Consider the following 13,378-nt stretch of genomic DNA (forward strand, 5'->3'; position numbering starts at 1 on the left):
GCGGTTTGACCGAGCAAGCTCAGGCGGCTGCCAGCATGATTTTGTCGAACCAGTCTTCGAATATCTTCCGCTCCGCCGCGCTGATGTGCAGGCCATGCTTGGTGCGGCGTTCCAGGATGTCGGCGGCGGTCGTGGCCCATTCAGTATCGCGAAGAAACCTTGCTTCCCGTTCGTACAGATCGGAGCCGAAGTGGCGGCCGAGATCCGCTTCGCCGCGCGCATTGGCCAGCAGCTGTCTTGCACGGGTCCCGTAGCACCGCGCGTAGTGCTTCACCAGCGACGGGCTCAACCATGAAAACTCGGCGTGCAAATCGCTCAGGAACTGCTCGAAGTCTGCATTCGGCAGGTCGCCGCCCGGCAGCGGAGCTGTCGCCGTCCATGCTTTCTTCATCGTCGGGAAAAACGGCTGGATCTTTTCAAGCGCATGTTCGGCCAGCTTGCGAAACGTCGTTATCTTGCCGCCAAACACCGAGAGCATTGGAGCGCCGCCGCTCGGGGCATCGAGTTCGAAGATATAGTCGCGCGTCACCGCGCTCGGATTGTCGGCATTGTCGTCGTAGAGTGGGCGCACGCCGGAAAAGCTGTAGACCACGTCCCGCGGCGTGAGCTGCTGCTTGAAGTAGCGATTGACCACTTTGATCAGGTAGTCGATTTCGCTGGCATCGGCGACGACCTCTTCGGGGCGCCCATCATAGGGAATGTCGGTCGTGCCGATCAGCGCCATGTCGTTCTGATAGGGATTGACGAAAATGACGCGCTTGTCGTTGTTCTGGATCAGATAGGCCTGCCGTCCCTCCCAGAATTTCGGCACGACGACATGACTGCCCTTAACCAGGCGGACGTTGCGGGTGCGGTTCTGGCCGGCGACACGGCTCACGATGTCGTTGACCCATGGCCCTGCCGCGTTGACCAGCGCTCGAGCGCGGACTTTCGTCACCGCGCCTGCGCGGCCGTCCTGCATCTCGATCGACCACAGGCCGTTCTCGCGCCGGGCCACAACACAGGCGGTGCGCGTCAGCACCTTGGCGCCCCGCTCCTTTGCATCGAGCGCGTTGAGCAGCACCAGGCGGGCATCGTCGACCCAGCAATCGGAATATTCGAACCCCCTCTTGAACGCATCCTTGATCGGCGCGCCTTCGGGCGCTGTTCTCAGGTTCAGCGTCCTCGTTCCCGGCAGCCGCTTGCGGCCGCCAAGGTGGTCGTAGAGGAACAGTCCGAGCCGGATCAGCCATGCCGGCCTGTCCTCAGGGCTGTGAGGGAGAACGAAGCGCATTGGCCAGATGATGTGCGGAGCCGACTCCAGCAGCACCTCGCGTTCGATGAGCGCCTCGCGAACCAGCCGGAACTCATAATATTCCAGGTAGCGCAGACCGCCATGCACCAGCTTACCGGAGCGCGAACTGGTGCCTTGAGCAAGGTCGTCCTTCTCGCACAGAATAACGGACAGTCCACGACCCGAAGCATCGCGCGCTATGCCGGCTCCATTGATGCCGCCGCCGACCACGAAGAGATCGACGATATCGAGTGTATCGTTCAAGACTTTGCTCCTGTGCACCCGCCGTCGCGCCGACGCGCCATGGTCTTCCACACTGGCTGAAGCGCCCGGTGCGCTGCAACAAAGGAAGGGAAGAGAGCATCGTAGGTTTGCGACAGCGCCTCGTCATAAGGATCACACTCGCCCAGAAGCGGCGTGACCCACTCGGCGCAGCAGTCTTCCATCGAGCGATAGACGCCGAGCCCAACCGCGGCGATCATCGCCGCGCCTGCTGCACCGGCTTCCTGCCGGCTGCTGTTTCGGACTTGCGCCCGGGTCGCGGCTGCGATGATGCGGCGCAGCGACGGGCTGCGTGCGGCGCCGCCCGACAGGCGGATCTCACCCGGCACGGCGCCCATTGCCTGGTAGCAATCGCGTGCCGCGAAGGCCAGTCCCTCGAGGACGGCGCGTGCCAGGTCGCCGAAGCCGTGCCTGACGGAAAGGCCGATCAACCCCGCCCGCGCGTCGGGATCGACGAACGGCCCGCGCTCGCCGGCCAGCGATATGTAGGGCTGGTACAGCAGCGATCCCGGCTCCGATCCCTCCACCCAGACATCGAGCGCCCTGAGCAACTCGTCACGAGAAAGCTTGGCGCCGCTGGCGGTCAGCACGTCGCGCGCTAGGCCGAGCAGCCAGTCGATGTTGAGCGTCGCCGCCATGTTGGATTGCAGTTGCGCATAGGCGCCGGGAACGGGCATGGCGATGGTGTAGCCGGACGCGTCGTCGTTGAGGACGACATCGTCGGCGGTGGCGGCGAAACGCGTGTGGATGCCAGTGGAACCTATCACCGTGCAGCCGACATTGCCGCTCGGATCATACAGGCCGGCCCCTAGCGCCGTGGTGACCATGTCCACGTAGCCCAGCACGACCGGTGTACCGTCGAGCAGGCCGGTTTCTGCCGCTGCCGACGGCAAAAGCGCATGCTGGTCGCTCGTGCCTTCGAGCATGGCAGGCAGCAAGCGGCGATGTGTCGTCAGATCCAGTATGTCGAGGACCTCGTCGGAATATGTGCGGGAGCGGAAATCGCCGAAGGTGAATGTCCCTTCCGAAGGATCCGTGACGCGCTCGCCCGTCGTTTTGAAATAGAGCCAGTCCTTGCAGTGAAAGGCGGTTGCGGCCCGCTGGATGATTTCCGGCCTGTTCTTCTTCAGCCAGCTCAACTGGGCGCCCTGCTGACAGGCATTGAGCCCCGTGCCGGTAAGCTCGAACCGCCTGCGATCCGACGGGTCCCCACGCATCTCATCCACCAGATGTCCGGCGCGGGCGTCGAGCCAAAGCCAGGCGCGCGTGACCGGCAAGCCGTCGCGGTCGATCAGCCAGGTTCCGTCGCCCTGCCCGGTGATTGCAACCGCCGCGGTCCGCCGCGCCAGGTCAGGTACCTTCGTCGCCAATTCGCGAACGGTCTGCACCATATCGCGCCAGGTCTGATCGAGATCCTGTTCGGCGCCGCCGCCTTCCAGCGTGACAAAGCTGTTTGTCACCGAGGCCATAGCGAGCTGCCGCCCGGACAGATCGAAAGCCACCGATTTGATCACGGATGTTCCGGCGTCGATCCCGATCAGCACATCCTTCATGCGGCAAGTTCCGGATAGTTACAAAGAGAGTTCACAGGGATGGTCCATCTGTCCCCCCCAAAGGGATGACAAGACAGGGGTGATAAGACAGGGGTGCCCGCGAGGACACCCCTGCCCGTTTCTCATTCCGAAAGCACGAAGGGTGCGGTGTACTTGTCCACATTGTCCTTGGTGATGAGGAGGCAATCGAACAGCTGCTTCTCGCTGGAAGCGCCGGTAGCGCCGGTCTTGATGAACGAGTCCGCCTGCTGCACGGCCTTCGCCGAGAAGATGGCCACTGGCTGGAGCACCGTGTACTGCAGTTCGCCGGACTTGATCGCTGCGACCGCGTCCGGGGAACCGTCGAAGCCGCCGACCTTGATGCCGGATAGCTTGCCGGCCTCTTTCAGCGCGGCGACCGCACCGAGCGCCATTTCGTCATTGCCGCTGATCACGGCGATGACGTCGGGATTGGCCTGCAACATGCTCTGCATCTTGTCGTGGCCCTGGGTGCGATCCCAGTTGGCGACCTGCGAAGCCGCCTTTTCGAGATCCGGATACTGGCTGATGACAGTCTCGTATCCGTTAGAGCGCGTGGCGGCGTTGTTGTCCGACGGAGCGCCGAGAAGTTCGACAAATTTGCCCTTCTCGCCGACAGCCTGCACCCACTGTTGCGCGCCGAGAGCAGCGCCCTGGGCGTTGTTGGAGACGAGCTGCCCCTTGGCAAGACCCTCCTGGTTGATCTCGGCGTTGACGAGGAAAACCGGGATGTTGGCTGCAATCGCCTTCTTCACCGCGCCGACGGAACCGTCGGCGTTGGCCGGATCGAGGATGATCGCCACGGACTTGTTGGTGATGGCGGTGTCGATCAGGTTGCTTTCCGTGTTGGTGTCGCCCTTGTGCGCGGCAACGTTCGCCGTATAGCCGAGCTTCTCGGCCTCGGCCTTGGCGACATTGCCCTCGGTCAGCCAGTACGGGTTCGCCGGATCGTTGACGATGATCGAGATCAGGCCTTCGGCCGACGCGGCGGCCGCAAACCCCACGACCATCGCTGCAGCCAGCAGCCCTTTAAGCATGGTCTTCATGTACATTCCTCCAATGATTGCTTGGTGTTGCTGCCGATCACCCGGCAGTCTTCCCGTGGGCAGGATTGGCCGCTTCGGCCTTCCCCCGTTTCTGAGAAGTCGATTGGCCGTTGGTCGAGCTCGCAAGCTTGCTCCGACGGCGATACTGAACGGCATTGAGAAGCACAGCGAGCACGATGACCGCGCCGGTGAACACTGTCTGCCAGTAGGACGAGATGCCGATGATCACCAGACCATCGGAAAGGAAGCCGATGACGAAGGCTCCGAGCAAGGTTCCGCGGATGTTGCCGCGGCCGCCGGTCAGCGCCGCGCCGCCGATGACGACGGCGGCGATAGCCGTCAATTCGTAGGTGGTGCCGGCGGTGGGTCCCGCCGAAGTCAGCTGCGAAGACAGGATCAGGCCGGCGATAGCGGCACAGATGCCTGAAAGCACATAGACGGAAACCTGCACGGTCTTGACCGGAACGCCGGACAGCTCGGCCGCGCGCTCGTTGCCGCCCGAGGCGTAGAGCCAGCGCCCGAAGGCGCTGCGGTTCAACACGATGCTGCCGATGAAAGCGATCACCGCCAAAACCACCACGCCTGTCGGAACGCCGAACAGGCGATTGAAGCCGAGCGCATCGAAGCCGGTATTTCCGAGTTCGGGCCTGCCGCCGAGATTGTTGTAGGTCAAACCGCTCGTCATCAGCAGCGCCAGGCCGCGCGCCATATACATGACGCCCAGCGTGGCCACGAAGGCCGGGACCTTGAAACGGGCAATGAGGACACCGTTGATCAGACCGACGACGGCGCCCAGCATGCATGCCAGAACCGCGACCACCCAGACCGGCGGGTAGAGAACGACGCCAAACCAGCTCAGCGCCACGCCCTGCATCAGAAAGCCGGCGACGACGCCGGCGAGTCCAAGCGTCGAGCCCACCGACAGATCGATGCCGCCATTGAGGATGACCAGCAACATGCCGACAGCGAGAATCCCGAATATGGCGACGTGCGAGGCCATGGTCAGGAAATTCGCCACGGAGAGGTAGTAGGGCGACAGGATCGAAAAGACGACGATGATGGCGATCAGCGCAAAGAAGGCCCGGCCTTCGAGCAGCAGCTTGGCCACGTCGAAGCCTTCGCTGCGCACGGCTGGACTGGACTGCTTGGCTGCCTGGCTGACGTTGCTCATGATCGGGGCTCCGAAATTCATGGTGATCAGGCAATCACGGCTTCGCCCGAGGCGGCCATGATCTGCTCTTTGGTGGCGTCGGCGCCGAACTGCGCCGAAATCCTGCCTCGTCGCATCACCACGATCCGGTGGGCAATGCTCAGGCACTCGTTGACCTCCGAGGTCGAGAAGACGACCGCCAGCCCCTGCGCGGCACGCTCGCTCAGCAAGCGGAAAACCTCGGCCTTGGCGCCGACATCGATACCGCGGCTCGGCTCGTCCAGAAGGATGACCTTGGGATTTGTCGTCAGCATCTTGCCGATGACGACCTTCTGCTGGTTGCCGCCCGACAGCGATCCGATCATGGCGTTGCCGCCTGCGGTCTTGATGGTCACCTTGCGGATCGAGCTGTCGATCAGCTCACGTTCCCTGGAGCGCGAAAGAAACAGTCCCTTGGCGAACGCCTCGATGCTGGCGAGCGAAAGGTTGCGGCCGACGGTCATCGTCTGCACCAGCCCGTCTCGCTGGCGGTCCTCAGGCACGAGCACAAGACCTCTGCCGATACGCTGCGCGATGCTAAGTCCCGAGAGGTCCTCACCTTCCAAAAGCGCCCGGCCGCCCGCCATCGGCACGCGTCCCGCGACGGCTTCCAGCAACTCCGTGCGTCCTGCGCCCATCAGTCCGTAGATGCAGACGATCTCGCCCGCCCTGACATCCAGCGACAGATGATCGACGACCGAATAGCCTGAACCCGAAGCATCGACGACGCTCACATCCTCGATCGAAAGGGCGACCTCGCCGAATTCATGGCCGGTCGGCGGCGAGCCAAGGTCGAAGTTCTCACCCACCATGTTGCGGACGATCCACTCGAGATCGATGTCCCTGGCTTCGGCCGTTGCCGTTATCGCCCCGTCGCGCAGGACGACTGCGTAGTCGGTGATCTGCAGGGCCTCCTCGAGGTGATGCGATATGTAGACGATGGAGACACCACGGCTGGTCAAATCGCGGATGACCCTGAACAGCACCTCCACCTCTGTCGCGCTCAGCGCGGATGTCGGTTCGTCCATGATGAGGATGCGGGAATCGACGGACAGCGCCCTGGCGATCTCGACGATCTGCTGCTGGCCCAGGCGCAGGTCCTCGACCGGGGTCATCGGGTCGATGTCCTCTTCGAGCTCGGCCATCAGCGCGCGCGCCTGGCGCGCCTCTTCGGCGAAGTCGAGGCCGGTCGCCGTGCGCAGTTCGCGGCCCATGAAGATGTTGTCGCGAACGCTGAGGTTCGGCGCCAGACTCAATTCCTGATGGATGATCGAGATGCCGCGGTCGCGCGCGTCCGAAGACGAAGAAAAGCTGACGATATTGCCGTCGAGCACGATCTCGCCGGATGTCGGCGTCACCACGCCGGACAGGATCTTCATCAGCGTCGACTTGCCGGCGCCATTCTCTCCGAACAGGGTGGTGACCTTGCCGCGGCGGATGTCGAAGTTGACGCCCTTGAGCGCATGAACGCCGCCGTATGACATGGCGATGTTGCGCGCCGAAAGCACGGCATCGCCAGTCGCAAGCCCGTTGCCGGAAGCCGGGTTCATTTGACCTCCAGCCTTACCGGAGTGACCAGCCAGCTCTTCGGATTGACCAGCTTGAACGCGCCGACCACCGAAATGGTCTTGCCGCCCAACGCGCTGGTATCGACTTTCGACAGCACTTCCTTCTTCATCTCGTTGTTCAGCGCCGAACCGGCGTCCTGATATTCGATCTGGTTGGTGAACTGGCCGAATGTGATCTTGCCAGTGGCGTCGCGAAGCTCGGTTCCGTTGATCGCCGGCCCAGTCTGCACCCGAATCAGCAGCGTATCCGGCACGCCATCGACGGCGACCTTGTAGATGCCCGATTTTCCCTCGCCGACGAGGCCGGTGAACTTGACCGAGAAGACCGGTCCGACACCGGCCGCGACGCCGTATTCCTTTTCGGCCGTCGCCCTGTCCTTGGCGATCGCCGTCGCCACCGTCACCGCGTCGGCGGCACGGGCTTCGACATCGGCCTGCACCTTGGGAAATTCCGACTTTCCGTACTCCTGTGCGGAAAACACGGCGTTTCGCACGTCACCGGCGGACCCGATCCTGATCACCTTCGTGTCAAGCGCCATGGCGCCGAGCAGCACTAGAACCGCAACGGCGGCAATCATCCGGCGAAGGCTTGGCGAGACATGCCAACTCGACGCGGAGCCAGCCTTAGAACTCATGACGCAACCGCCGGCGAAGCGGATTTTCCGTAGTCACGCATCTGACGATCCTCCGTTCGCTTGGTGTTTCGTCGCCGCCTGCGCGCCATCAGGCCGGCTTTCGACGAGCGCGCGGGCTGTCGTTTCATCGGTGATCAGGCCACTCAGATAACGGCTTTTGAGCACCGCCCTGATCGCCCGCACCTTCACCTTGCCGCCGGCGACGGCGACAATTCTGCGGCCCTTCAACTGGTCTCGTGGCAGCGCCAGTATTCTTTCCGACAACGCCGTTTCCACCGGGCGTCCTCTGTCGTCGAAGAAATGGGCAAGCAATTCACCGACGCCGCCGTCACGCTTGACCTCATCGATCTCGGAGTGCTCGATCATGCCTGTGGCGACGAGCGACGCTTCCCGCTCGGCGGTCCCGATTCCTACAAACATCAGGTCGGACCGGCCTGCGAGGTCGAAGACGTCGCTGATGCCGCGCTGGCCAAGCAGCACCTCGCGGTCTTCCACGGTGTTGGCGACAAACGGCACCGGCATCACATAGGCCTGCGCGCCGGTCCGCTCGGCCAGGCGATGAATGACGTCATGGGGATTGGCCGCGAATTTGCGCGTCACGCCGCCAAGCAAAGAAACAAAGCGGACATGGCCGGCGGCGGTGCGCGTCAGATACTCGACGCTGGCTGCAAGGGTGCGGCCATGGCCGACACCGATCAGCATCTCTTCGCCGCGCTCGATCTCTCGCTTCAGGAATTGGGCGCCCGCAATGCCCAGCCCTGTCAGAGGCAGGTCGTCCTGGTCCAGGTCGGGAACCACCTCGCAGGTATCGAGCCCGTAGGCGGCGATCAGGCGCTGCTCCAGGTCGACGCACTCGCCGACGTCGCCGTCGATGAAGACCCTGATCAGACCATCCTGGGTGGCTCTGGTGATGAGCCGGTGCGCCTTGAGGCTGGTCAGGCCAAGCCGTTTGGCGACCTGGGCCTGCGTGAGACCGCCGGCATAGTGAAGCCAAGCCGCGCGCGTGGCGAGACTAGACTCATGATCGCGGTTGGCGGTTCCGCCGGATTTCACGTCATCTCCTCCCTGAGATGATATTATTATCTTTATCTGCAAAAATTTTCACATCCCTGCGCCACTGTCAACCCCAACGAGACCGGAGCACAGCGCGATCGAGATCCTTGGGCTTGGCTTGCTTGGCCGCGCCCAGACCGTCCCCCGCTCAGCCAACTGAGCCATTCGGGAGCTCCACATCCCAGTATATTAGCGATCATACGATTGTGTTAAATTAACGTCAATCATCGTTATGTCGCGCTTTAAATGAGCTGAGGAGATGCATTACAATAGCTGCATGATCACTTAACTGATTGTTTTTTATCACCTATCACGCCAAAATCTAAAATCCCACCCGGACTGTGAGATACCGGCTATGCGTGGGATCGCAGTCATGGACTGCCGATCAAGTCCAGTTTGCCTTGCGGTGGGTATCGGCATCCACGTCGGTGCCGAGACATGCGCATAGCCGGATCGGCCAGCTGCAGCGAAGCCGCACGATCAATTCAGCCGCATCAGGTTCCTGGTCTCGAGCCGCGCAACGACGGCGTCGATCTCCTCTGCGGTGCGCTGTGCGCTCCAGCCAAGCGCGCGCCCGGCAATCGCGGCGATCTCCTGCAAGTCCCGCCTTGTCAGCGAGCCGCTTATGGCCATGGTGCTGCGGCGCATGACGATGTCGGCCAAATGTTCGACGAATTCGTTGCGCACGATGTAGTCGATCTCCGGCTTGCTGTAGCCGTTTGAGTCCGGCAGGCGGTCTTCATCATTCGACCCGCTGGCGATCTGCACGGCTCGCGTCCCGTAACGCGACAGCAATTGTTCGAGACGCCCCTCCTCCAGACCCGACTCCGACCGGGCTCGACCCAGCCACTCGGCGCGCGTCGCGGCATTAGTCGGGAATCCCTTTCCGCCGCCGATCGGCATCGATTGCGTCGTCACCTTGCGGCTGCGCCGCAGACGTTCGAGCACAACGTTGGCCACTTCCTCGGCAAAGCCGCGGAACGTCGTCCATTTGCCGCCGACCAGCGAGATGACGGCAAAGGGCCTGGTCGGATCCGGCTCGGCGACCGGCGCCGAATGATCGCGGCTGATCAGCCCGGGCGTCGATGTCTCCGAAGCCGGCAGCGGCCTGATGCCGCTATAGGCATAGACGATCTGGTCGCGGTCGAACGTCATTCCGGGCAGGAGCGTCCGCATGCTGTCGAGCAGATACTCGACTTCATCAGGCTCGCAGCGGACCGCGTCCGGATTGTCGGCCTTGATGTCGGTCGAGCCGACCAGCGCCAGGCCGAGGTAATCGTAGACAAGGCAGATGCGTCCGTCGTCGGCCTCGAAATAGAGCATGCGCCCGGCAAGGCCTCTTACCAGCTCGTCGTGCTTCAACAGGATATGCGAGCCCTTGGTGCCGCCGATCATCTTCGACGGCGCGCCAAGCAAGTCGTTGACGTGATCGATCCACGGACCGGCGGCGTTGACCACCAGCTTCGGCCGCACCGAAAAAGCGCGACCGCTTTCCGGCCGGAATGTCAGCAAGCCGTTGGCGGATGTCACCAGCGTCGTGTAGTTCGCGGCGGCCGAGGCTGCGTTGGCCTGCAGTCCGTCAAGGATCAGTTCGAGCACCAGCCGTTCGGGATGGCTGATCTTGGCGTCATAATAGATACCGATGGCGACGATAGCAGGGTTCAGTGCCGGCATCTTGCCGAGCGCCTGCCGCCGCCCGACCATCCGGTGGCGCGGCATAACCCGGTTTCGCGAACCGTAGAAGTCATAGATCGCCAGGCCGATCTTGATCAGGATGGCGCCGCGGCTGCGCGGCGCGCTGGTCGAGCCGAACAGCGTTCGCAGCGCCGCGAGCACGCCCTTGGTCCAGGAAAAAATCGGTATGACAGTCGGCAGTGGACTGACGTAATGCGGCGCGTTCCTCAAAAGCAGGTTACGCTCGAACGTCGACTGCGCTACCAGCCCGAACTCGCCGGTTTCGAGATATTTCAGGCCACCGTGGATGAGCCGTGACGGCGCGGCGCTGGTGCCCGAGCCGAAATCCGCCTTGTCGACGATCAGGCAGCTGACGCCTTGCGCGCACAGATCGCGAAACAGGCCTGCCCCGTTGATGCCGGCGCCAAGAATGACGACATCGACTTCGCCGCTCCCGACCATTACAGCGAGACGTCCGGCGCGACTTGCCGCATCTGCTCCGCCGGATAGGCTCATTGTGCCGTCGTCTTGATGATGCGCAGCCGGACGCCAGCGCGTTCGAGGCTCTGCGCCCGCGCATCGTCCAGACCTTCGGTCGTCAGCACGGCGTCGAAGCTGGTCAAATCTTCGAAGGCGTGCAGCGCGATCCTGTCGAATTTTGCATGGTCGACCAGCAGGATGCGCTTGGCCGAAGCGGCCATCATCGCCTGCTTGACCCGCACCACATTCTGGTCCTGGATGAAGGCTGTGGTTCCGGCGATGGCGGAAGCCGAACAAATCAGCACATTGGCGCGGAGTCGCGCCACGGCGTTCTCGCAGACGATGCCGATATAGGCATTGTAGGTGGCGTGGTACTGGCCGCCGAGGCAGATGAAGTCGATGGCGTCGACATTGGTCAGCAACGCAGCCGTCGGCACGCTGTTGGTGATGACCGTCAACGGCTTGAGGTCGAGCAGCAGCGGCACGACGGCATTTGCCGTCGACGAATCGTCGAGCATGATCACCTGGCCGGCTTCGACATAGTCCAGCGCCGCCTTGGCCAGGGCGTCCTTCTCGGCCCTGTTGACCGTCACCCGGTAGCGGAAGGCACTTTCGTAGAGACCGGAAGGCTGTACCGTCACCGCGCCATGCAGCTTGCGCAACACGCCCTGCTGCGCCAATCGGTCGATGTGCCGATGGATGGTCATGCGCGATACGCCGAAATGCTCGACCAGATCGTCGATGCGCACCTGGCCGAGCTTTATTACATACTCGGCGATCTCCTCGCGCCGTTCGTCGGCCTTGATCATGCGCTCTCCTCGATGTCTTGCTGCGTCAGCTTTTCGATCTCCGGCCATCGCGGCTTCAGCGCCTCGGCTATGCGGCAATAGAGGGAAAAGCGCTCGTTGGACACCGCGCTGGCCGCGGGCACGGGCTGATATTGGCGCGCCGTCATGCCGACCTGCCTTGCACCCTGTTGCGGCGTCGCGAATAGGCCGACCGCAGCACCGGCGCAGAGCGCCGCGCCGAAGGCGGCAGCCTCATCGGTAGATGTGACAATCACCGGTGCATTCAGCGCGTCGGCAAACATCTGGGCGAAGGCCGGGTTGCGCGAACCGCCTCCGGTCAGGCGTATCTCGCGGACGGCAAAGCCGTCACGCAACGCTTCGACATGGGTGCGATGGTTGAAAACGATGCCTTCCAGGACCGCCTTGAGCATGTCGCCGCGATTGTGCCAGCCATGCAGGCCGACAAAGCTGCCGCTGGCAACGCTGCCATAGGGGGAACCGAACAGATAAGGATGGAAAAGGATAGTCGAAGGCTTCTTCAGCGCCGCGTCGATCTCGTTTGCAAGGAGTTGGTGGATGGAGCCGCCTCTGGCATCTGCCTCTTCCTGTTCCGAACGGCAGAACGTGTCGAGAAACCAGTCGTAGTTTGCGGTCGAGGCCGGAGAGATCGCCATATTGTTCCAGCGGCCGGCGTCGATGGCGTTGCGGCAGAGCCAGCGCCGATCGACGCGCGGTTTCAACGAAACGACTTCGTTGATGGAATAGGTCCCGGCGATGATGCTGAGCGTGCCTTCCTCGTGGCCGCCCATGCCAAGCGCCGAGGCGGTAACGTCATGTAGGCCACAGGCGACGGGCGTGCCTTTGTCGAGGCCGGTCATTTCAGCGGCCTCGGCAGTCACATGCCCAACGATGTCGGCCGAATGCGCGACCGGCGGCAGCGCGTCGAAAAGGTCGTCCAGTCCGAAGATACGCATCGCTTCCGGCGTGTAGGCTTGCGTGCGGAAATCGGTGAACGAAATGCTGGCCTCCGTCCGGTCCGTGCCGATCGTGCCGGTCAGGCAGAAGCGGAGCCAGTCCTTGCAGCTCAGCACGTGAGCGATGCGCCCATAGCGGTCCGGGTCGTTCTCCTTGAGCCATGCCAGCAGCGTCGCCGGCGCCGAAACCTGCGGCACCTGGCCGGTCAGTTCCAGCGCCTCGTCAAAGCCCCGCTCCTGCGACCATCTTTCGACGATCGCGCTCGCGCGGCTGTCGAGCGACAGCATTCCAGGCCCCAGCGGCCGACGGCTCGCGTCGAGCAGATAGAGACCATCGCCATGCGCGGTCGCTGCCACCGCCTTGATATCGGCGGCCGGCCTGCCGCATCCCGCAATCGCCTCGCGGACTGCGTCGGCGGTCGCATGCCAGAGACCTGCCATGTCGCGCTCCACCCAGCGCGCGTGCGGCATCGATTGCGGCACCCGCCGACGCGCCACCGACAGCTGTGAGCCGTCGGCATCGAAGATCACCGCCTTGGTGATGGTGAGGCCATTGTCGATTCCGAGCAGGCTAGGCATGGTTACCGCCTCTGTCCGCAGTTGGCGAAGCGTTGAAAGTTAGCCGCTGCACTCTGGACCGCGCGTGAAATTTGCATCTTGGTCGGCGTCATGGATTCTTCGATGCAGCGGCGGGAGACAACCAATCAGTGAGCAGCCGCGGAGCAACAATTGCGGTATCGTACGAAGTGAAAAACAACCATATAACGATGTTAAATTAACGTCAATCGATGTGCGAAAAGCCGCGAGGCGTCGTATGAGCGGCACAGAATCCGAGACGATACATC

10 protein-coding genes are annotated in these 13,378 nt (G+C 62.9%); all 10 read right to left on the minus strand.

Features of this window, described 5'->3' with window-relative positions:
• Nucleotides 1–19 precede the first annotated feature (19 nt).
• The 10 genes from EH240_RS20675 to EH240_RS20720 all read right to left on the minus strand — a co-directional run bounded on the left by EH240_RS20675 (nt 20) and on the right by EH240_RS20720 (nt 13,112).
• A complete protein-coding gene (locus tag EH240_RS20675) occupies nt 20–1,537 on the minus strand; it encodes a glycerol-3-phosphate dehydrogenase (protein WP_125002022.1) in 1,518 nt (505 codons plus the stop codon).
• Nucleotides 1,534–3,108 (minus strand): FGGY-family carbohydrate kinase, encoded by a 1,575-nt coding sequence (locus EH240_RS20680; RefSeq protein ID WP_125002024.1) that lies wholly within the window; start codon nt 3,106–3,108, stop codon nt 1,534–1,536. Before EH240_RS20680 ends, EH240_RS20675 begins: the two co-directional genes overlap by 4 nt.
• Before the next feature lie 122 nt (nt 3,109–3,230).
• Nucleotides 3,231–4,172 (minus strand): D-ribose ABC transporter substrate-binding protein, encoded by a 942-nt coding sequence (locus EH240_RS20685; protein WP_125002026.1) that lies wholly within the window; start codon nt 4,170–4,172, stop codon nt 3,231–3,233.
• 37 nt (nt 4,173–4,209) lie between these two features.
• Entirely contained in the window at nt 4,210–5,343 is a 1,134-nt protein-coding gene (locus EH240_RS20690; RefSeq protein ID WP_125002028.1) for an ABC transporter permease, read from the minus strand.
• A 26-nt stretch (nt 5,344–5,369) separates the two neighbouring features.
• The gene (locus EH240_RS20695; protein WP_125002030.1) at nt 5,370–6,911 is read right to left on the minus strand and encodes a sugar ABC transporter ATP-binding protein; all 1,542 of its coding nucleotides are present in this window, start codon (nt 6,909–6,911) and stop codon (nt 5,370–5,372) included.
• Complete coding sequence (locus tag EH240_RS20700) at nt 6,908–7,564, minus strand: DUF2291 family protein (RefSeq protein WP_125002031.1); 657 nt, start codon at nt 7,562–7,564, stop codon at nt 6,908–6,910. The genes EH240_RS20695 and EH240_RS20700 overlap by 4 nt, the downstream gene beginning before the upstream one ends.
• A 33-nt stretch (nt 7,565–7,597) precedes the next feature.
• Nucleotides 7,598–8,617, minus strand: coding sequence for a sugar-binding transcriptional regulator (locus EH240_RS20705; RefSeq protein WP_125002033.1), 1,020 nt, complete (start codon nt 8,615–8,617; stop codon nt 7,598–7,600).
• A 480-nt stretch (nt 8,618–9,097) separates the two neighbouring features.
• The gene (locus tag EH240_RS20710) at nt 9,098–10,753 is read right to left on the minus strand and encodes a glycerol-3-phosphate dehydrogenase/oxidase (RefSeq protein ID WP_245436226.1); all 1,656 of its coding nucleotides are present in this window, start codon (nt 10,751–10,753) and stop codon (nt 9,098–9,100) included.
• A gap of 50 nt (nt 10,754–10,803) precedes the next feature.
• The gene (locus EH240_RS20715) at nt 10,804–11,580 is read right to left on the minus strand and encodes a DeoR/GlpR family DNA-binding transcription regulator (RefSeq protein WP_125002037.1); all 777 of its coding nucleotides are present in this window, start codon (nt 11,578–11,580) and stop codon (nt 10,804–10,806) included.
• Entirely contained in the window at nt 11,577–13,112 is a 1,536-nt protein-coding gene (locus EH240_RS20720; RefSeq protein WP_125002039.1) for an FGGY-family carbohydrate kinase, read from the minus strand. Before EH240_RS20720 ends, EH240_RS20715 begins: the two co-directional genes overlap by 4 nt.
• Between the last annotated feature and the right edge of the window lie 266 nt (nt 13,113–13,378).

Source organism: Mesorhizobium tamadayense (assembly GCF_003863365.1).
Lineage (GTDB): Bacteria > Pseudomonadota > Alphaproteobacteria > Rhizobiales > Rhizobiaceae > Mesorhizobium > Mesorhizobium tamadayense.